Source organism: Rhizobium sp. CRRU65 (genome assembly GCF_048551595.1).
Classification (GTDB): domain Bacteria; phylum Pseudomonadota; class Alphaproteobacteria; order Rhizobiales; family Rhizobiaceae; genus Rhizobium; species Rhizobium leguminosarum_J.
Map to the genome: position 1 here is coordinate 59,379 of NZ_JBLYZH010000010.1, position 18,985 is coordinate 78,363.

The following is an 18,985-nucleotide window of genomic DNA, read 5'->3' on the forward strand; positions in this document are numbered from 1 at the left end:
AACGGGAAGAGGCGCCGGCAGGCGGACGAGGGATCGCGCTCCAAGAAAAGACGCCGCCGATGGCCGAAACCCGACCCACTATTCTCTTCCGCGACGACGTGACCGGACAGGTGATGCTCTTTGCCGAACCGGCGGAGATCATCGTTGCCAGGACGCGCGCCGAGTTCTTTGCAGGCCTTGCCCGGATGGAGCAGGCCAAGGCCGCAGGCAAATGGCTTGCCGGCTACATGGCCTATGAGGCCGGATACCTCTTCGAGGAAAAACTCGCCTCCTTCGCCGGGGAGCATCGCGAGACCCCGCTCATCTGTTTCGGCGTGTTCGACGCTCCGCAGGCCGATACGCATCCGCTTGCCCAGCCAAAACAGCGCCTCGAAAACGAGGAATTCCTCACCGCTCCGAAAGCTGCCTGGGATTTCCCTATATATAAAGAGCGCTTCGACCGTCTCCACCAGCACCTGCGGCTCGGCGACGCCTATCAGGCAAACCTCACCATGCCGATCGAGGCCCGCTGGAGCGGCGATTCCCGTGCCGCCTTCTGGTCGCTGATCGAACGCCAGCCGGTCAAATACGGCGCGCTGGTCGATCTCGGCGGCCCGATCATCCTTTCGCGGTCGCCCGAACTTTTCTTCCGCACCGATGAAGAGGGCTGGATCGAGACCCATCCGATGAAGGGCACGGCAAAACGCGGCGCTACCGCCGCCGAGGATGCCGAAATCATCGAGGCCATGCGCCGCGATATCAAGACGCAGGCGGAAAACCGCATGATCGTCGATCTCCTGCGCAACGATATCTCCCGCATTACCGAGGTCGGCACGCTCGACGTCCCGAAGCTCTTCGACATCGAGACCTATCCGACCGTCCACCAGATGGTCAGCCATGTCCAGGCAAGGCTCCGCCCCGATCTTTCGATCCGCGACATCTTCTCCGCGCTCTTTCCCTGCGGTTCGATCACCGGCGCGCCGAAGATGCGGGCAATGGAAATCCTCCATGCGCTCGAGGATGTCCCGCGCGACGCCTATTGCGGCGCGATCGGCATGATCTCGCCCACCGGCGCCATGCGTTTTTCCGTCGCCATCCGCACCATCACGCTTTTTCAGGGCGGCAGGGCCGTCTTCAATGTCGGCGGCGGCATCGTCTTCGATTCGACCGCCGAGGCCGAATATGAGGAATGCCTGCTCAAGGCCCGCTTCGCTGTCGGCGACCAATGGATTGCGCGATGATCGATTTTTCGCTGATCGAGACGCTGCGCTGGCAGCCCGGCGAGGGCTTCATCCGCCTGCGGCTGCATCTCGCCCGGCTTTCCCGCTCCGCCCGTCGGCTTGGCTTCCCGAAGCCGATCGAGGCGGCGGCCAAGCTCGACGAAGCCGTTGCGGCTGCTGCCGGTCCGCTACGCGTCCGCCTGACCTTCGACGCGCAAGGCCACATCGAGGTAACGAGCGCCGCCTTTGTTCCGCTCGCACCGGACACGGTCTGGACCGTCCGCCTCGCCGAGACCCGCCTGAATTCCGCCGACAGGTTGCTGCGCGTCAAGACCACGCGCCGTGCCGTCTACGAGACCGCACGCGCCGAATACACGCCAGCCGAGGCCGATGAAGTTATCCTTTTGAACGAGCGCGGCGAAGTCTGCGATGGCACCATCACCTCGATCTTCCTGGACGACGGAACCGGCGTTCTGCGCACTCCGCCGATCTCCTGCGGCCTGCTCGCCGGTGTGCTGCGCACCGAATTGATCTGCAACCGCAAGGCCCGCGTCGGCCGCATCACGCCTGCCGATCTCAATGCCGGCACGCTCTATATCGGCAATTCGCTGCGCGGCCTGATCCGCGCAAACCTCATCAGGAGCTGACCATGTTCATTCTCTCGCTCACCTATGTGAAACCCAACGATGAAGCCGACAGGCACATGGAACCGCACATGGCCTGGGTGAAGGAGGGTTATGCCAAGGGCTGGTTCCTCGCTTCCGGCCGCAAGGTGCCGCGCACCGGCGGCGTGATCCTCGCAATCGGCGATCGCGCTGCGATCGAGACCTATGTCGCCGCCGATCCCTTCACCATCCACGGCGTCGCCGAATACGACATCACCGAGCTTGCCGTAACGACCGCGGTCGAAGGGCTGGAAACCCTGAAGCGCTGAATTGACAGGAGCCGATCATGAATGATCTCGCCGCCCATCTGAAAGAGCTCGAGGAAAAACTCTTCGAGCCATCGGTTCGCGCCTCGCGGGAGATGCTGACTACGCTGCTCTCGCGCGATTTCCGTGAAATCGGCAGTTCCGGACGGCTCTATACCTTCGACGTCATTGTGCCCAGTCTTTTGGCCGAGCAACGGACGGGAACGTCCCGCGGCGAGCATTTCGAAACCCAAAGACTTGCGGAGCACATCGCGCTCGTCACCTACCGCGCCATTTACACAGACACCGACGGAAGCAAAAGGCGGACGCTGCGCAGTTCCATCTGGCGACTGGAAGAGGAGGGGCACTGGCGCATGCTCTTCCACCAGGGCACCGTCATTGGTTAAGCCAATCGATGCGGGCTGCCGATCCCAGGGCAGCCTCGCCGGCCCTATCGCCGCTCGATATTTGGCCTTTCCCCGTCAATGCTCTTTATTGTGACGTCGTTTTATGGTTAGAGCCGGTCACCTCGCACTCTCTGCGGCAATTTCAAAACAATTCTTCGGGCTGAACGCCTTCGTCGCCTTCCACAGGAGAAAAGAATGACGGAACAGAATTATCCGGTATATGCCGAAATTACCGGTCCGATCGTAATGATCGGCTTTGGCTCCATTGGCCGCGGCACCCTGCCCCTGATCGAGCGCCATTTCAAATTCGACAAGAGCCGGATGGTCGTCATCGACCCTCGTGAAGAGCCCTCCGACATGGAGATCCTGAAGAAGCACGGCGTTCGCCATATCAAGGAATATGTCACCAAGGACAATTACAAGGAACTGCTGAAGCCGCTGCTGACGGAAGGCGAAGGTCAGGGTTTCTGCGTCAACCTCTCGGTCGACACCTCCTCGCTCGACATCATCAAGCTCTGCCGTAAACTCGACGTTCCCTATGTCGACACCGTCGTCGAGCCCTGGCTCGGCTTCTATTTCGACAAGGGCATGAGCAATGCCGACCGCACCAACTATGCGCTGCGCGAAACCATGCGCAAGGAAAAGGCGAAGAACCCGGGCGGCGCCACCGCCGTCTCCACCTGCGGCGCCAATCCGGGCATGGTCTCCTGGTTCGTCAAGCAGGCGCTCGTCAACCTCGCCAACGACATCGGCCTCAAGTTCGAGGAGCCGGACCAGCATGATCGCGAAGGCTGGGCAAAGCTGATGAAGAAGGTCGGCGTCAAGGGCATTCACATCGCCGAGCGCGACACCCAGCGCACCAAGCATCCGAAGCCGCTCAACGTCTTCTGGAACACCTGGTCTGTCGAAGGCTTCATCTCTGAAGGCCTGCAGCCGGCTGAACTCGGCTGGGGCACGCATGAAGAGTGGATGCCGAAAAACGCCAAGAAGCACAAGAAGGGCAACAGGGCGGCGATCTACCTGGAGCAGCCGGGCGCCAACACCCGCGTGCGCACCTGGTGCCCGACGCCCGGCCCGCAATATGGCTTCCTCGTCACCCACAACGAGTCGATCTCGATCGCCGACTTTTTCACGGTCCGCGACAAGGACGGCGAAGTGACCTTCCGCCCGACCTGCCACTATGCCTACCATCCGGCCAACGACGCCGTGCTCTCGCTGCACGAGATGTTCGGCAATGGCGGTACGCCGCAGCCGGTCCATCACGTTCTCGACGAGGACGAATTAGAAGATGGCATCGACGAACTCGGCGTCCTGCTCTACGGCCACGAGAGGAATGCCTACTGGTATGGCTCGCGCCTGTCACTGGAAGAAACCCGCCGCATCGCGCCCTACCAGAACGCCACCGGCCTGCAGGTAACCTCCGCCGTCCTCGCCGGCATGGTCTGGGCTCTGGAAAATCCGAATGCCGGCATCGTCGAAGCCGACGAGATCGATTACAAGCGCTGCCTCGAAGTGCAGATGCCTTATCTCGGCCCGGTCGAGGGCCACTATACCGATTGGACTCCGCTGGACGGCCGCCCGGGCCTCTTCCCCGAGGATATCGACACCAAGGATCCGTGGCAGTTCAGGAACATTCTCGTTCGCTGAGATCGTCTGCACGGCTTTGACAATGCCCGCCGCAAGGCGGGCATTTTTGTAACGCCGGCTGTCTAAATGCCGCTCGCCGCCCCACCAAGGCTTGCCTTCACGCCGGGCGCGCGCCATGTTTTGCCCGAACTTGGCGGCTGTCCGCCGCGCCGATTCGCCGGGAGAAGCCTTATGAAAATCAGAACTGGTCTCGTTCTTGTCGGTGCAGCGGCCGCTCTTGCCGCCTGCGTTTCATCAGAGCCGCGTCGCTTGCCGGTTGCAACCGCGCCCGCGGCCACTGGCGTCGAAGGCAACTGGAGCGATCCGAACGGCATCGTTTCCACCTTCCAGGGCGGTAGCTTCACCACCCGCACCACCGATAGCAACCAGCTTCTTGCCTCGGGCACCTATATCAATACCTCACCGACCCTGGTCGAGATCAACATGACCTCGCTGGTGCGCAAGACCCAGTCCAAGGTCAATTGCGCCCTCGTCAACCCGAGCCAGCTCAATTGCACCTCCGATTCCGGCGCACAGTTCACGCTTTCCCGCCGCGGCTGAAAGATGCGGCGATAGGCTAGACTAAGCACACCATGCGGGCCCTCGCCTCTTATCTCGTCCTGCTGCTCGCCATGCCGCTTGCGGCACTTGCGGTCGTTTCGCCGGCCAATGTCTATCGTGCCCAGGGCATCGCCGCTCCCGATTGCGACGGGCCGCTGCAGGTGCTGATCTTCGCAGTGCCTGCCGTCCTGATCTATGGCGCAGGCGCGCTCCTTGCCTATCGGGCCGGCCGGCGCTTTCATCGCCTCGTTTCCGTTCTCTGCTTGATCATCGCGCTCGCCACGGTTCCGAATATTGCCGAGGCCGTGCACGAACTCTATCGAAACGCCGCCGACGGCGAATGCCTGGGATAGGAACTCGGCTTTTTTCCCCTGCCCCCTTGGAAAGCGTCCCGCCTGGCCCAGCTTTCTCTTGCGGTCGTGCATCGTCTGATGGAACATCCGCAGGCCGGGAAACCGCCCCGGCGCACGATAAAAGGGATCGGCGAGGATCAGGGGGATCTTTCGCCTCAATCAGGAGAACAGGGATGACGAAGTCTTTCAGCTTCGGTCTTTTGACCGCGTCCATGCTAGCGCTGAGCGCGGGCGCCGCCTTTGCGGATTACGAACTCAATATTCTTCATATCAACGATTTCCATTCGCGCATCGAATCGATCAACAAATTCGACTCCACCTGCTCGGCCGAGGAGGAAGGCAAGAAGGAATGCTTCGGTGGTGCGGCCCGCCTGAAGACCGCGATCGACCAGCGCCGTCAGGCGCTATCCGGCAAGAACGTCCTCCTCCTCAATGCCGGCGACAATTTCCAGGGCTCGCTCTTCTACACGACCTACAAGGGGGCAGCCGAAGCCGAATTCCTGAACCTGATGAAGTTCGACGCCATGACCGTCGGCAACCATGAATTCGACGACAGCGAAGACGGGCTCGCGACCTTCCTTGACAAGGTGCAGTTCCCTGTCGTGACGGCGAACGTCAAGGCGACCGCAGCCTCCAAGCTCGGCGACCGCATCAAGCCCTCGCTGGTGCTCGATGTCGGCGGCCAGAAGATCGGCATCGTCGGCGCCGTCACCAATGATACGGCAGAGCTTTCCTCCCCCGGCCCGAACGTCACGATCGCAGATGACGTCCAGAGCATTACTTCAGCCGTTCAGGATCTGAAGGGTCAGGGCGTCAACAAGATCATCGCGCTGACCCATGTCGGTTATCCCCGCGATCTCGCCCTGATCGCCAAGATCCCCGATGTCGATGTCGTCGTCGGAGGCCACTCCCACAGCCTGCTCTCCAATACCGACCCCAAGGCTGAAGGTCCGTATCCGACGATGGTCGACAATCCCGGCGGCTACAAGGTGCCGGTCGTCCAGGCTGCCTCCTACAGCAAGTATCTCGGCGATCTCGTCGTCAATTTCGACGATAGCGGCGTCGTCAAGGATGCCAAGGGCGATCCGATCGTGATCGATTCCACCTTCACCCCCGATCCGGCCGTCCTCACCCGTATCGCCGAACTGGCAAAACCGATCGAGGACCTGCGCAAAAAGGTGATCGGCTCTTCCGAAAGCCCGATCGAAGGCGACCGCAAGGTCTGCCGCGTCAAGGAATGCTCGATGGGCAATCTGGTGGCAGACGCCATGCTCGATCGCACTAAAAACCAGGGCGTCACCATTGCCGTTCAGAACGGCGGCGGCCTGCGTGCGTCGATCGACGGCGGCGAGATCACCCAGGGCGAGGTCATCACCGTCCTGCCTTTCCAGAACACGCTCGCTACGTTTGAGCTGACCGGCGCAAACGTCGTCAAGGCGCTCGAAAACGGCGTCAGCCAGATCGACCAGGGCGCCGGCCGCTTCCCGCAGGTCGCCGGCCTGAAGTTCTCCTTCGACCAGTCGAAGCCCGTCGACAGCCGTGTCAGCGACGTTCAGGTGAAGGACGGCGACAATTTCGCTCCGATCGACCCGGCTAAGACCTACAAGGTCGCCACCAACAACTTCATGCGGGGCGGCGGCGACGGCTATACGATCTTCAAGGAAGGCCAGAACGCCTATGATTTCGGCCCGGATCTTGCCGACGTGACGGCCGAATACGTCGCCGCGCATTCACCCTACAAGCCCTACACGGATGGCCGCGTCACGGAACTGGCGCAGGCAGCGCCTGCACCCTCCGCTTCCGAGTCGGCGCCTGCCGCACCTGCTGCTCCGACCCCATCTACCGAACCCAGCCCTGCACCGGCTGCTCCTGCTCCATCCACCGAGCCGGCTCCCGCACCTGCTGCCCCGGCCCCAACAGCACCGGCTCCTGCACCCACTGCGGAACCGGCACCCGCACCGGCAGCCTCCACACCTGCCGCGACGACGCCTTCCACCCACGTCATCGCCGCGGGCGACACCTTCTGGGATCTCGCCGTGACCTTCTATGGCGACGGCACGCTGTGGCGGAAGCTTTCGGATGCCAATGGCAAGCCGAACCCGCGGCACTTGACGGTCGGCAAGGAGATCGAAGTCCCCGCCAAGTAAGACGATTTGTCTCGATGCCACTGGCCGGTCCGGGGTTTCCCGGGCCGGCTTTTCTTTCTATAGGGTGAACCACGATCTCCAGGCTGCGTATGAGCCGACGGGACAAATGAACGTTGGGGCCAGAATGACAGCAGATATTTCACTCCGCCCGGCCGATCATCCGGCCGTCAAATTTGGTAAGGTCGGTGTGCTGCTGGTCAATCTCGGCACGCCTGACGGCACTGATTATACCTCGATGCGCCGCTATCTCAGGGAATTCCTGACCGATCGCCGCGTCATCGAATGGTCGCCCTGGAAGTGGTATCCGATCCTGTTCGGCATCGTGCTCAACACCCGCCCGCAGAAGGTCGGTAAGGCCTATGAGCTGATCTGGAACAAGGAGAAGAACGAAAGTTATCTGCGCACCTACACCCGCAACCAGTCGGAACTGATAGCCGAGCGCCTGAAGGATCTTGATAACGTCAAGGTAGACTGGGCGATGCGCTACGGCACGCCGTCGATCGCCTCGCGCATCGACGCGCTGAAAGAAGAAGGCTGCGACCGGATTGTGCTCTTCCCGCTCTATCCGCAATATGCGGCGGCGACGACCGCCACCGTCAACGACAAGGCCTTCCAGAAGCTGCTCTCGATGCGCTGGCAGCCGGCGCTACGCACCGTTCCCGCCTATCATGACGACGAGACTTATATCGAAGCGCTCGCCACATCCGTCGAGAGGCATCTTTCGACCCTCGACTGGAAGCCCGAGATGCTGCTCGCCTCCTTCCACGGCATACCGATGTCCTATTTCAAGCAGGGCGATCCCTACTACTGTCAATGCCAGAAGACCGGCCGGCTGCTGCGCGAGCGGCTCGGGCTCACCAAAGAAAACTTCATGGTGACCTTCCAGTCCCGCTTCGGGCCGGAGGAATGGCTGCAGCCTTACACCGACAAGACGGTGGAGAAGCTCGCCAAGGACGGCGTCAAACGCATCGCCGTCATCAATCCCGGCTTCGTCTCCGACTGTCTGGAGACGCTGGAGGAGATCGCCGAACAGGCCGCCCACTCCTTCCACGAAAACGGCGGCGAGAAGTTCGCGCATATCCCCTGCCTCAACGATGGCGAGGACGGCATGAAGGTGCTGGAAAAGGTCGTCCGCCGCGAATTGCAGGGCTGGATCTAGGAAACCATCTTCAGAAAATTACGCCGCACGGATAGTAGGCGACGACCCGACGGACCTTACCCTCCTTTCGCTTGGAAGGTGCGGCAGGCGTGCGTCATTTCCTCCTCGCAAAGAACATGCTAACTCACCACATCAGTGGTGTAGGTGGGCGCGAATGCGCCGATAGGAGGAATTTTTCATGCTGTTCGGCGGCTTCGACATCGTCGTGATCGTGCTGGTCATCTTCGTCATCCTGGTGCTCTTTGCCGGGATCAAGACCGTGCCGCAGGGCTACCGCTATACGATCGAGCGCTTCGGGCGTTATACCCGCACGCTGGAGCCAGGCCTCAACCTCATCACCCCCTTCATCGAGCGCGTCGGCGCCAAGTTGAATGTGATGGAGCAGGTGCTGAACGTGCCGACCCAGGAGGTGATCACCAAGGATAATGCCTCGGTTTCGGCCGATGCGGTCTCCTTCTATCAGGTGCTGAACGCCGCCCAGGCTGCCTATCAGGTCTCCAACCTCGAAAACGCCATCCTCAATCTCACCATGACCAACATCCGCTCGGTCATGGGTTCGATGGATCTCGACGAACTGCTCTCCAACCGCGATGCGATCAACGACCGGCTGTTGCGCGTCGTCGACGAAGCCGTGCATCCCTGGGGCATCAAGGTCACCCGCGTCGAGATCAAGGACATTCAGCCGCCGCGCGACCTCGTCGATGCGATGGCCCGCCAGATGAAGGCCGAGCGCGAGAAGCGCGCCCAGGTACTGGAGGCCGAAGGCTCGCGCAATGCGCAGATTCTGAGGGCCGAAGGCGCAAAGCAATCCGCCATCCTGCAGGCCGAAGGCCAGCGCGAGGCTGCCTTCCGCAACGCCGAAGCCCGCGAACGACTGGCCGAGGCCGAAGCCAAGGCGACGAAGATGGTTTCGGAAGCGATCGCCGCCGGCGATATTCAGGCGATCAACTATTTCGTCGCTCAGAAATATACCGAGGCGCTCACCTCGATCGGTTCGGCGCCCAATTCCAAGATCGTGATGATGCCAATGGAAGCCTCTTCCATCCTGAGCTCGCTCGGTGGTATCGGCGCCATTGCCCGCGAAGTCTTCGGCGATGCCGGTAACGGCCCGTCAACGCCGCTGCCTGTGCCGCCGCGTCCACGTCCCGCACCGGCGCGCTCGACACCGCCGATCAATCCATCGACCCCCAATCCCTTCAATCCCGAGCAGGAGCGTTAAGCCATGCTGGCGAAGATCGTCGCCGAACTCGGTCCGTGGAGCTGGTGGGTCGCGGGCCTCGTGCTGCTCGCCGCGGAAATGATCGTTCCCGGCTTCTTCCTGGTTTGGATTGGCCTTGCCGCCTTGATCGTCGGCGCGCTGTCGCTGCTTTTCTGGGACAGCGCCCTCTGGGTCTGGGAGTTGCAGGCAATCCTTTTTGCGCTTTTCGCCGTTGCCGCGACCTTCGCCGGCCGCCGGCTGACACTGCGCAATGCCACGACCGACGAGCCCTTTCTCAATCAGCGCGGCGCCAGCCTCGTCGGCCGCACCGCAACACTGCACGAACCGATCCGCGAAGGCCGCGGCCGCATCCGTCTCGACGATACGCTATGGCAGGTGATGGGACCCGACCTGCCCGTCGGAACACAGGTGAAAGTGGTTTCGAGCAACGGCCGCGACCTGACGGTCGAGCCGGTCTGATCAAATAACTCTGAACAAACGAACCTGATCAGGCGACGCCGATCCGCAGCAGGTCGTGGAAATGCACCAGCCCGACCGGCCGGCGGTCGTCGTCGATGACGATCAGCGCGCCGATATGATGCTGGTTGAGCAGCGCCAGGGCCGCGGTCGCCAGCACCGTCGGCTTCACCGTCTTCGGCGTCCGCGTCATGATGTCGTCGACGGTAAGCTCGGCAAGATTGCGCGTCAGGTTGCGCGCCATGTCGCCTTCGGTGACGATGCCGCAGAGCCGCCCATCCTCATCAAGCACGCCGACGCAGCCGAAGTGCTTGCGCGACAGCACCGTGATCGCCTCCGGCATCGGTGTACCCTTGGCAACGAGCGGCAGCCGCTCGCCGGTATGCATGACATCGGCGACATGCATCAGGCTCGCGCCCAGCTTGCCGCCCGGATGGAAGACGTGGAAATCCGTGGCGGTAAAGCCGCGCGCCTCCAGGAGCGCCACCGCCAGCGCGTCGCCGATGGCAAGCTGCATCAGCGTCGAGGTCGTCGGCGCCAGCCCATTGGGGCAGGCCTCCTGTTCATTCGGCATCAGAAGGACGATATCGGCGGCGGCGGCGAGCGAGGAGCCTTCGCTGCAGGTGATCGCGATCAGCGGAATGGAGAAGCGCCGCGTGAAGGAAATGATGCTCTTGAGCTCGGCGCTTTCGCCACCTTTGGAAATCGCCAGCACGACGTCGTCGCGCGCGATCATGCCGAGATCGCCGTGATTGGCCTCCGCCGCATGCACGAAAAAGGCAGGCGTTCCGGTCGAAGCGAATGTCGCCGCGAGCTTGGCGCCGATATGCCCGCTCTTGCCGACGCCGGTGACGATGACGCGCCCGGAGATGTCGCCGATCACTTCGACCGCCCGTGTGAAAGGACCGGCCAAGCCATTGTCAAAAGCCTGTTCGAGCGCTTCAAGACCGCGTCTTTCGGTCTCTATCGTGCGTTTTGCCGATTCGAGCACGCTGTTTTCAACGAGGTTGATCGCTCTTCTGTTCATGAAGTTGCGTTAGACCTTTTCACTTTCCAAGTCCACCCCGCGCTCTTTCCGACCCGCACTCTTTCCGAAATGTGAACAGCGCCCGCCGCCGGCAACGAATGGTTAACCACAAGGCTTTACCTTTGGGTAAGAACCGAAAGCATGTCAGGCGCGAATTGCATGGGCCAGCCAAAACAGACGAGCAGTGTGACGCCGCTCCGCGCCATGAGCCGTGCCGTCTCCTTTGCCGTGCTGGGTGGCCTGCTTCTCAGCCAGACGGCAGCGTTCGCGCAGTCCGCCTCGTCGCAGCCGGCAACCGGCCGCTCCGCTGCCTCCCAGGATAACCGCGCCACTAACAATGCCGCATCCGCCGCCGGTTTCGATGACGAGACCAGCGATAACGCCACTCCTGCGGCAAACGGCGCGACCGCGAACGCGGACGATGCCCAGCAGCGGCCGGCCATACCGGATACACAAGCCGGCGACGACATTACCGGCTCCATCCTCGACGAGGACATACGCCGGCTGAACACCCGCGAGGCGCCGAGCGATGAGACGCTGCCGCGCCGCAGGGCTGCCGAGAGCGCCTCGACGGAGGAAACGCCAGGAATTCCGATCGGCACTTTCGTGCTCCGCCCGAGCGTCACCCAGAGCATCAATACGGAGACCACCAAGGACGGCAATACCAGGCAACGGCGCGCCTTTCTCGAAACGGATGCGGCAGCGACACTGACTTCCGACTGGGGCCGGCACCAACTGACCGTCACCTCGGAAGGCGCCTGGCAGAGGAATATCAGCGGCGAGGGCGAGGAGCAGCCTTCCTTTAAAGTCAACGGCGATCTCAGGCTGGATCTTCCCGACGATACGACCGCGCACCTCACCGCCGGTTATAATTTCTACCGTGAGGATACGGACGATCCCGACGCCATCGCCGACGCCGCGCAACAGTCGGACGTGCAGGAATTTTCGGCCGGCGCCTCCGTCCAACGCGATTTCGGCATCCTGCGCGGCACGACGGCACTGGCACTGACCCGCTCGATCTATTCGGATGCCAAACTTGCCAACGGCACCACCGTCGCCCTCAGCGGCCGTAACCAGACGACGGGCACGCTGCGCGGCCGCGTCGGCTACGAACTGTCTCCCGCGCTCATCCCCTTCATCGAGGCGACGATCGGCCGTTCGGTCTATGACGAAACCCGCGACTCCGCCGGTTACGAGCGCTCCGGCCATAGCTATGGCGCCAAGGCAGGCGTCGAGGTCGATCTCGGTGAAAAGCTGAAGGGTGAAGTCGGCGTCGGCTACGAGATGGCAGATTTCGAAGACAGCCGCCTGTCCTCGATCGATACCGCCACGCTCGATGCGAGCCTGCTCTGGTCGCCGATCCGCGGCACCGATGTCAATCTCGACCTGCAGACGAGCATCCAACCCTCGACCACGGCAGGCGAAAGCGGCTACGTCTCACACGCGCTGACGACGACGGTCACCCACCAGCTGCGCGACAACCTGGTCGGGACGATGATCGGCGGGGTGATATGGCGCGATTATCCCACGGACAGCACCATCAACGACGAGCTCGTCTATACCGCCGCGACCGGCCTGACCTGGAACATCAACCGCTATCTCGATCTGACCAGCACGCTCGGCTACGAGTTGACGACGCGCAAGGAAGGCAGCGACTCGCAGCAATGGCGAGCCGGCGTCGGTCTCAAGCTGAAACGCTAAGAATGTCGGAAAATAGAGCGCCGCGTATCCCTTAGGACACGCGGCGCTCTATCACATTGAATCTACGACTTATTTCAGGCCCGCAAGCAATTCCCTGAAGCCGCCTTCGACGGAGGGGCGGATATCGTCGCGTTCGAGGGCGAAGGCGACGTTTGCCAGGATGAAGCCGTCCTTGGCGCCGCAGTCGTAAGTCGCGCCGCGGAAGTGGTAACCGGCGAAATCCTGTTCCTTCAGCAGCTTCAGCATGCCGTCGGTGAGCTGGATCTCGTTGCCGGCGCCGCGCTCCTGGGTTTCGAGGATCTTGAAGATCTCCGGCTGCAGGATATAGCGGCCGTTGATGAAGAAGTTGGAAGGCGCCGTCCCCTTGGCAGGCTTTTCCACCATTCCGGTGATGCGAAAGCCGTCGCCGATCGCCTCGCCGACGCCGACGATGCCGTATTTATGCGCCTGGTCCGGCGCGCATTCCTCGACGGCGATGATATTGCCGCCGCTCTGGGCATAGAGGTCGATCATGCCCTTCATGCAGCCCTTGTCGCCCTTCATGATCATATCGGGCAGCAGCAGTGCGAAGGGCTCGTCGCCGACGATCTCGCGGGCGCACCACACGGCGTGGCCGAGGCCGAGAGGCTCCTGCTGACGAGTGAAGCTCACCGTGCCGGCCTTCGGCAATTGCTGGGCGAGAAGGGTAATTTCCGCCTTCTTGGCGCGCTCGCGCAGCGTCTGTTCCAGCTCGAAATGAATGTCGAAATAATCTTCGATGACGTGCTTGTTGCGTCCGGTGACGAAGACCAGATGTTCGATCCCGGCTTCGATCGCCTCGTCGACGACATATTGAATGATTGGCTTGTCGACGACGGTCAACATTTCCTTCGGAACAGCCTTTGTCGCCGGAAGGAATCGCGTTCCCAACCCGGCAACCGGAAATACTGCTTTACGAACTTTGTTGTGTTGAGCCACACCCGGCCTCCTGCTTCGATCATATCGCTTTGGAAATGGAGTTTTTTTAGCTTTAACTAGTATAGAATTGCTACTGTTTTGCAAATGGTGACCGCAGCGGATCGCCATGGTAAAGAATTTGTTGACTCCGTTCCTGTAGTCTCGGGTCTGGGCGGAAATGATGCCCCGCTGCACCAGAAACTGAAGATGACGGATACGACTGTCGATGACCCAGAATCACAAAAACTCCCTTCGTGGTCTTGCTCTCGCCCTCATTGTCGCTGCCCAGGTGGCACTGGTCCCCGACAACGCGAAAGCTGATTCCCGCTTCCAGAAATGGATCGCGGATTTTTACCAGACTGCCGCTCAGAGTGGCATCAGTAAGGCAACCTATCAAAAGGCCTTTTCCGGGGTGAGCGAGCCCGATCCGACCGTGCTCGAAAAGGCGGCCTACCAGCCGGAATTCACCTCGAAGATCTGGGACTATGTCGATTCCCGCGTCAACCCCTATACGGTCAAAATCGGCCGCGAGATGGCCGCCAAACACGCAAGGACGCTCGCTGCGATCGAGCAGCGTTTCGGCGTCGACAAGACCATTTTGCTGGCCATCTGGTCGATGGAATCGAATTACGGCGCGGTTCTCGACAAGGACGACCGGCTGCACTACGTGCCGCGCGCCCTGGCCACGCTTGCCTATGCCGATCCGAGCCGCGCCAAATTCGCCAAGAAGCAGTTGGTCGCCGCGCTGAAGATCCTGCAGAACGGCGATGTGCCGGCACGCAAGATGACCGGCTCCTGGGCCGGCGCCATGGGCCACACCCAGTTCATCCCGACAAGCTACCTGCTTTATGCTGTCGATGCCGACGGCAACGGCCATCGCGATATCTGGAACTCGATCCCCGACGCACTGGCGACCTCGGCCAATCTCCTGATGAAGAACGGCTGGGATACCGGCAAGACCTGGGGCTATGAGGTCGTCGTTCCCGCAGCGGCCGCCAAGCAGGCCGGCAAGACCCATACACTGGCCCAATGGGCGGCACTCGGCCTGACCCGCCCGAACGGCAAGGCCTTCCGCGAGAGCGCCACCAAGGCCATGCTGAAGATGCCGGCCGGAGCTGGCGGCCCAGGCTTCCTGATGACCGCCAACTTCTTCACCATCAAGAACTACAATGCCTCGGACAGCTACGCGCTTGCCGTCGGCCTGCTTGCCGACCAGATCGCCGGCTACGGCGGGATGCAGCAGCGTTGGCCGCGCCCGAACGGCGCACTCGACATCACCGAGAAATTCGAGCTGCAGACGCGTCTCAAGACGCTCGGCTATTACAATGGCGAGGTGGACGGCAATTTCGGCTCGGGTTCGAAGGCGGCGATATCAGCCGTGCAGTCTCGCATCGGCATGCAGCCGGACGGCGAGCCCTCGCTGCCGCTTCTGAACGCACTTCGTCGCTAGAGTTTGCGTCGGTTCGGGAATCATGCAGGGCGCTTCAAGTCTTTGTCTCATGCAGGTCGCCCCGTCCTGGCGCACGGTTTCGGCGAACCAGCATTGGAAGCGGCAGAACCGTGACCTAGATATTAGTGGGAGTGGACGCTGGCCTGCCCTGCGTGCAAGATGCCGGCAGATGCGGAACTGCCCATGACGAAGAAAATTGATCGGACCCGTAAAATCCGTTGGCTCGTGCTCGCCTTGGCGGCGGCTTCGCTATGCCTTGGCGTGTCTGCGCCGGTGCATGTCGCCGAAGCCCAGGAGCAGCGCTATCAGCGCCGGTCGATCTTCGATTTCTTCCTTGGCCGGCGCTATCTCGACGACGGCCCGCAGGCCCCTGACGTCCAGCAGCCGCGACGCCAGCAGCGCAAACGCCCGCCAGCGCAGAAAGCCATCGTCAATACCCGCACTGCGCCGCCGGTCCGCGCTCCCGTCGAGGAGGAGCCGGCCGTACAGAAACTTGGCGACGCCCGAAAGATCCTGATCGTCGGCGATTTTCTGGCCAGCGGCCTCGGCGACGGCCTCACGGCCGCCTTCGAGACCTCGCCGGGTGTCGTCGTCGAAGCCCGCGGCAACGTCTCATCGGGTCTTGTCCGCGACGATTATTATGACTGGCCGGAACAGCTGCCGAAGATGATCGACGAGCTGAAGCCGGCAATGGTCGTCGTCATGATCGGTGCCAACGACCGCCAGCAGATGGTGACCGACACCGCCAAGGAAAAATTCCGCACCGATGGCTGGTTCACCGAATACCGCCGCCGCGTGCTTTCCTTCGGCAAGGAGGTCACCGACCGCAAGATCCCGCTGCTCTGGGTCGGTCTTCCCGCCTTCGAATCCGATTCGATGACGGCCGATGCCGTTCAGATGAACCAGCTCTACCGCAACCAGGTCGAAAGCGTCGGCGGTGAATTCGTCGATATCTGGGATGGTTTCGTCGACGAAAACGGCAACTTCATCGTCACCGGTTCGGATGTGAACGGCCAGCAGGTGCGCCTGCGCACCTCCGATGGCATCAACCTTACTCAGGCTGGCCGGCGCAAGCTTGCCTTCTATGTGGAAAAACCGGCCCGGCGTCTTCTCGGCACCCAGGCGAGCCCGGATCTGGTCCGCCTCGACTCCAGCAATCTGCCCGGCCTCGGCCTTCCCGCCAATCCGGTCGAACATACCGTGCCGATCAGCCTCTCCGATCCCAATCTCGACGGCGGCGCCGAGCTTCTCGGCGCCAGGCCGCCGCCTGTGGCTTTGACGCGGTCGCCGCGCGACCAGCTGGTCGAGCAGGGCGAAATGACGCCAGCACCTCCCGGCCGCGTTGACGATTACCGCCTGCCTGCCGCAAAGGCGCCGGCCGAAGTCTCGGTCAAATAAAGGCTGCGCGAGGCTGCCCTCCACTTCGTCCCGTTTACTTCGCCGTCGCCGTCGCCTGCGGCCAGCTCAGATAATAGTAGTTCGCGCCGATCAAGCCAAAAAAAGCATTGCTGTCGTTCGTCTGGTCGACGTAGCTGCCGTTTTCCTTGACGAAGGCGCCGTTGGCGCCACGCTCCAGATGCGCATCGAGGAAGTCGCTCCAGCCGCTGACATCGATATCCTGGCCGGCCTTGCTCTCCGTGTCCGCCTCGTCGACATCGGCGACATCCCAGGCGTTGATCGATACGCCCTGTGTCGGATCGGTGATGGTCAGCGTGCCCGCTTCGAGGGCGGCCAGCATGTCATGGGCCTTGCCGCTCTCGCCCTCGGCCGCAGCCGCATCCTGCAGCTGCTGCTTCAGCATAGACATGAAGGAGGCGCTGGTGACGTCGGCGCCATCACCCGTTGTGTCGGACTCATCAGACGTGTCGCTTTGGGCCGAAAGCGTATCGAGCAGCCCGGAAAGGGCCTGGTTGGAAAGAAGCGAGGAAGAGCTCGGATCGAGCCCGTAGCTGCTCAGAATGCTGGCGGCCGACGAACTCTGCATATCCTGCGCGCTGTCGTCGGAGCCGCGAAGGTTTTTCAGGGCATATTGGGCCGAAACCAGCCGCGTGCTGTCAAGTGCGGAAACCATTTGAAAATCCTTGTCGATCATTCGCGGCCTTGCGTCGCGGCCGACGGTGAAATGCGCTGTGGCCAAAACGGCGGGGCACCTCCGCTTCGGTCGCCGCTGGCTGCTTCTCAGCCCGCGTCCGGCGAAAATCTCGCTTCCCGACATTGCCTGAGGCTTGCGGCGCAAGGCCTCCGCGTCAAGCGGTCGCACCACAGCGCGGCGCGCCAAGAAAAAACTCCGCCGGAGGGGCGGAGTTTCGTGTCTTCGAGAGGGTGTGCAGCCGACGGTCAGTTCGGCAGGACGGTCGAGCCCATTAGATCCTCGTCGATGGCGCGCGCTGCCTGCCGGCCTTCACGGATCGCCCAGACCACCAGCGACTGGCCGCGGCGCACGTCACCCGCCGTCCAGAACTTGTCGATCGAAGTCTTGTAGTCGCGGTCGTTGGCGACGACGTTGGTCGAGCCGCGCTTGTCGGTGTTGAGCGTCAGCTTGCCGTCGAGCTCCTTCAGCACGCTGCCGGTGAACGGGCCACGGAAGCCGATGGCGATGAAGGCGAGATCGGCCCGGATGACGAATTCCGTGCCCGGAACCGGCCGCCGGCGCTCGTCGACCTCACAGCACTTGACGCCGGTCAGCACGCCGTCTTCGCCGACGAATTCAAGAGTGGCCACCTGGAATTCACGCACCGCGCCCTCGGCCTGCGAGGAGGAGGTGCGCATCTTCGTCGCCCAGAAGGGCCAGACGGCAAGTTTGTCTTCCTTTTCCGGCGGCTGCGGCCGGATGTCGAGCTGGGTGACCCTGACGGCCCCCTGGCGGAACGCCGTGCCGACGCAGTCCGAAGCCGTATCGCCGCCGCCGACGACGACGATATGTTTGGCGCCGGCAAGGATCGGATCCGACGGCCAGCCGACGCTGTCGATGTTTTCACGCCCGACCCGGCGGTTCTGCTGCACCAGATAGGGCATCGCATCATGCACGCCCGCAAGGTCGGTGCCCGGAATGCCCGCCTCGCGCGGCGTCTCGGAGCCGCCGCAGTAAAGCACGGCGTCGTGATCGGCGAGCAACTGCTCGACCTTGACGTCGACGCCGATATTGACGCCGCAATGGAAGGTGACGCCCTCACCCTTCATCTGCTCGACGCGGCGGTCGATGAAGTTCTTCTCCATCTTGAAATCGGGAATGCCGTAACGCAGCAGTCCGCCCGGCTTGGTCTCGCGCTCGTAGAGATGCACCTCGTGGCCGGCGCGGCCGAGCTGCTGGGCGGCCGCCATGCCGGCGGGGCCGGAGCCGATGACGGCAACCTTCTTGCCGGTATGGACCGTGGCCGGCTGCGGCCGGATGAAGCCGAGTTCATAGGCCTTGTCGGCAATTGCCTGTTCGACCGTCTTGATGGCGACCGGCGCATCCTCGAGATTCAACGTGCAGGCTTCCTCGCAGGGCGCCGGGCAGACACGACCGGTGAACTCAGGAAAGTTGTTGGTCGAGTGTAGGTTCTGGATCGCCGCTTCCCAGTTGTTGTTGTAGACGAGGTCATTCCAATCGGGAATCTGGTTGTGAACAGGACAGCCGGTCGGGCCGTGGCAATAGGGGATGCCACAGTCCATGCAGCGGGCTGCCTGTTTCTGCACTTCCGGGTCCGACATCGGGATCGTGAACTCACGGAAATGACGGATACGATCCGACGCCGGCTGGTACTTCGCCACCTGCCGGTCGATTTCCAGAAACCCTGTTACCTTACCCATATCTTCGTCCCTTACCCTCATGACCGCCTCACCGCAGCCAAT

18 protein-coding genes are annotated in these 18,985 nt (G+C 62.2%); 14 read left to right on the top strand and 4 right to left on the bottom strand.

Annotated features, from left to right (window positions below; translation table 11 throughout):
• Positions 1-59 precede the first annotated feature (59 nt).
• The 11 genes from ACM5SV_RS20515 to ACM5SV_RS20565 all read left to right on the top strand — a co-directional run bounded on the left by ACM5SV_RS20515 (position 60) and on the right by ACM5SV_RS20565 (position 10,040).
• Complete coding sequence (locus ACM5SV_RS20515) at positions 60-1,220, top strand: aminodeoxychorismate synthase component I (RefSeq protein ID WP_017995148.1); 1,161 nt, start codon at positions 60-62, stop codon at positions 1,218-1,220.
• A complete protein-coding gene (locus ACM5SV_RS20520; protein ID WP_222014758.1) occupies positions 1,217-1,846 on the top strand; it encodes an aminotransferase class IV family protein in 630 nt (209 codons plus the stop codon). Before ACM5SV_RS20515 ends, ACM5SV_RS20520 begins: the two co-directional genes overlap by 4 nt.
• 2 nt (positions 1,847-1,848) lie before the next feature.
• Positions 1,849-2,133: a YciI family protein gene (locus tag ACM5SV_RS20525; RefSeq protein WP_113548016.1), complete on the top strand. Its 285-nt coding sequence runs from the start codon at positions 1,849-1,851 to the stop codon at positions 2,131-2,133.
• 17 nt (positions 2,134-2,150) lie between these two features.
• On the top strand, positions 2,151-2,516 hold the full coding sequence (locus tag ACM5SV_RS20530) for a DUF4440 domain-containing protein (RefSeq protein ID WP_012758935.1): 366 nt from the start codon (positions 2,151-2,153) through the stop codon (positions 2,514-2,516).
• Positions 2,517-2,711: 195 nt separating this feature from the next.
• Positions 2,712-4,163 carry a homospermidine synthase gene (locus ACM5SV_RS20535; RefSeq protein WP_221991341.1) on the top strand — a complete coding sequence of 484 codons (1,452 nt, stop codon included), beginning with the start codon at positions 2,712-2,714 and terminating at the stop codon, positions 4,161-4,163.
• Positions 4,164-4,334: 171 nt separating this feature from the next.
• Positions 4,335-4,703 carry an outer membrane lipoprotein Omp10 gene (gene omp10, locus ACM5SV_RS20540; RefSeq protein ID WP_012758937.1) on the top strand — a complete coding sequence of 123 codons (369 nt, stop codon included), beginning with the start codon at positions 4,335-4,337 and terminating at the stop codon, positions 4,701-4,703.
• A 32-nt stretch (positions 4,704-4,735) separates the two neighbouring features.
• Complete coding sequence (locus tag ACM5SV_RS20545) at positions 4,736-5,056, top strand: hypothetical protein (protein ID WP_012758938.1); 321 nt, start codon at positions 4,736-4,738, stop codon at positions 5,054-5,056.
• 173 nt (positions 5,057-5,229) lie between these two features.
• Positions 5,230-7,203, top strand: a complete 1,974-nt coding sequence (locus tag ACM5SV_RS20550) for a bifunctional metallophosphatase/5'-nucleotidase (protein ID WP_012758939.1) — start codon at positions 5,230-5,232, stop codon at positions 7,201-7,203.
• A gap of 124 nt (positions 7,204-7,327) precedes the next feature.
• Positions 7,328-8,362 (top strand): ferrochelatase, encoded by a 1,035-nt coding sequence (gene hemH, locus ACM5SV_RS20555; RefSeq protein ID WP_041935574.1) that lies wholly within the window; start codon positions 7,328-7,330, stop codon positions 8,360-8,362.
• 178 nt (positions 8,363-8,540) lie between these two features.
• Entirely contained in the window at positions 8,541-9,581 is a 1,041-nt protein-coding gene (locus tag ACM5SV_RS20560) for an SPFH domain-containing protein (protein ID WP_012758941.1), read from the top strand.
• 3 nt (positions 9,582-9,584) lie between these two features.
• Positions 9,585-10,040 carry an NfeD family protein gene (locus ACM5SV_RS20565; RefSeq protein WP_222014759.1) on the top strand — a complete coding sequence of 152 codons (456 nt, stop codon included), beginning with the start codon at positions 9,585-9,587 and terminating at the stop codon, positions 10,038-10,040.
• 28 nt (positions 10,041-10,068) lie between these two features.
• Here ACM5SV_RS20565 and ACM5SV_RS20570 read toward each other — a convergent pair whose 3' ends face one another.
• Complete coding sequence (locus ACM5SV_RS20570; protein WP_017995155.1) at positions 10,069-11,064, bottom strand: KpsF/GutQ family sugar-phosphate isomerase; 996 nt, start codon at positions 11,062-11,064, stop codon at positions 10,069-10,071.
• Positions 11,065-11,223: 159 nt separating this feature from the next.
• On the opposite strand from ACM5SV_RS20570, the gene ACM5SV_RS20575 reads away from it, so the two are divergent.
• Positions 11,224-12,765 (top strand): outer membrane beta-barrel protein, encoded by a 1,542-nt coding sequence (locus ACM5SV_RS20575; protein WP_222014760.1) that lies wholly within the window; start codon positions 11,224-11,226, stop codon positions 12,763-12,765.
• A gap of 69 nt (positions 12,766-12,834) precedes the next feature.
• On the opposite strand, the gene galU is transcribed toward ACM5SV_RS20575, so the two are convergent.
• Positions 12,835-13,722 (bottom strand): UTP--glucose-1-phosphate uridylyltransferase GalU, encoded by an 888-nt coding sequence (galU, locus tag ACM5SV_RS20580; protein WP_012758945.1) that lies wholly within the window; start codon positions 13,720-13,722, stop codon positions 12,835-12,837.
• A 205-nt stretch (positions 13,723-13,927) separates the two neighbouring features.
• Here galU and ACM5SV_RS20585 point away from each other — a divergent pair, with 205 nt between their 5' ends.
• Positions 13,928-15,151, top strand: a complete 1,224-nt coding sequence (locus ACM5SV_RS20585; RefSeq protein WP_012758946.1) for a lytic murein transglycosylase — start codon at positions 13,928-13,930, stop codon at positions 15,149-15,151.
• 159 nt (positions 15,152-15,310) lie between these two features.
• Positions 15,311-16,549: an SGNH family hydrolase gene (locus ACM5SV_RS20590; protein WP_171815698.1), complete on the top strand. Its 1,239-nt coding sequence runs from the start codon at positions 15,311-15,313 to the stop codon at positions 16,547-16,549.
• 34 nt (positions 16,550-16,583) lie between these two features.
• Here the strand turns inward: ACM5SV_RS20590 and ACM5SV_RS20595 are convergent, their stop codons facing one another.
• Both ACM5SV_RS20595 and ACM5SV_RS20600 read right to left on the bottom strand, forming a co-directional pair.
• Positions 16,584-17,222 carry a hypothetical protein gene (locus ACM5SV_RS20595; RefSeq protein WP_041935695.1) on the bottom strand — a complete coding sequence of 213 codons (639 nt, stop codon included), beginning with the start codon at positions 17,220-17,222 and terminating at the stop codon, positions 16,584-16,586.
• 266 nt (positions 17,223-17,488) lie between these two features.
• The gene (locus ACM5SV_RS20600; protein ID WP_026157470.1) at positions 17,489-18,943 is read right to left on the bottom strand and encodes a glutamate synthase subunit beta; all 1,455 of its coding nucleotides are present in this window, start codon (positions 18,941-18,943) and stop codon (positions 17,489-17,491) included.
• Positions 18,944-18,985 lie beyond the last annotated feature (42 nt).

Excerpts from the sequence above, each read along its gene's own strand:
- ACM5SV_RS20585 (WP_012758946.1), top strand. The coding sequence starts at position 13,928 with ATGACCCAGAATCACAAAAACTCCCTTCGTGGTCTTGCTCTCGCCCTC.
- hemH (WP_041935574.1), top strand. The coding sequence starts at position 7,328 with ATGACAGCAGATATTTCACTCCGCCCGGCCGATCATCCGGCCGTCAAA.
- ACM5SV_RS20560 (WP_012758941.1), top strand. The coding sequence starts at position 8,541 with ATGCTGTTCGGCGGCTTCGACATCGTCGTGATCGTGCTGGTCATCTTC.
- ACM5SV_RS20535 (WP_221991341.1), top strand. The coding sequence starts at position 2,712 with ATGACGGAACAGAATTATCCGGTATATGCCGAAATTACCGGTCCGATC.
- ACM5SV_RS20530 (WP_012758935.1), top strand. The coding sequence starts at position 2,151 with ATGAATGATCTCGCCGCCCATCTGAAAGAGCTCGAGGAAAAACTCTTC.
- ACM5SV_RS20520 (WP_222014758.1), top strand. The coding sequence starts at position 1,217 with ATGATCGATTTTTCGCTGATCGAGACGCTGCGCTGGCAGCCCGGCGAG.
- ACM5SV_RS20570 (WP_017995155.1), bottom strand. The coding sequence starts at position 11,064 with ATGAACAGAAGAGCGATCAACCTCGTTGAAAACAGCGTGCTCGAATCG.
- omp10 (WP_012758937.1), top strand. The coding sequence starts at position 4,335 with ATGAAAATCAGAACTGGTCTCGTTCTTGTCGGTGCAGCGGCCGCTCTT.
- ACM5SV_RS20550 (WP_012758939.1), top strand. The coding sequence starts at position 5,230 with ATGACGAAGTCTTTCAGCTTCGGTCTTTTGACCGCGTCCATGCTAGCG.
- ACM5SV_RS20525 (WP_113548016.1), top strand. The coding sequence starts at position 1,849 with ATGTTCATTCTCTCGCTCACCTATGTGAAACCCAACGATGAAGCCGAC.
- ACM5SV_RS20575 (WP_222014760.1), top strand. The coding sequence starts at position 11,224 with ATGGGCCAGCCAAAACAGACGAGCAGTGTGACGCCGCTCCGCGCCATG.
- ACM5SV_RS20545 (WP_012758938.1), top strand. The coding sequence starts at position 4,736 with ATGCGGGCCCTCGCCTCTTATCTCGTCCTGCTGCTCGCCATGCCGCTT.
- ACM5SV_RS20515 (WP_017995148.1), top strand. The coding sequence starts at position 60 with ATGGCCGAAACCCGACCCACTATTCTCTTCCGCGACGACGTGACCGGA.
- ACM5SV_RS20595 (WP_041935695.1), bottom strand. The coding sequence starts at position 17,222 with ATGGTTTCCGCACTTGACAGCACGCGGCTGGTTTCGGCCCAATATGCC.
- ACM5SV_RS20590 (WP_171815698.1), top strand. The coding sequence starts at position 15,311 with ATGCCGGCAGATGCGGAACTGCCCATGACGAAGAAAATTGATCGGACC.
- ACM5SV_RS20565 (WP_222014759.1), top strand. The coding sequence starts at position 9,585 with ATGCTGGCGAAGATCGTCGCCGAACTCGGTCCGTGGAGCTGGTGGGTC.
- ACM5SV_RS20600 (WP_026157470.1), bottom strand. The coding sequence starts at position 18,943 with ATGGGTAAGGTAACAGGGTTTCTGGAAATCGACCGGCAGGTGGCGAAG.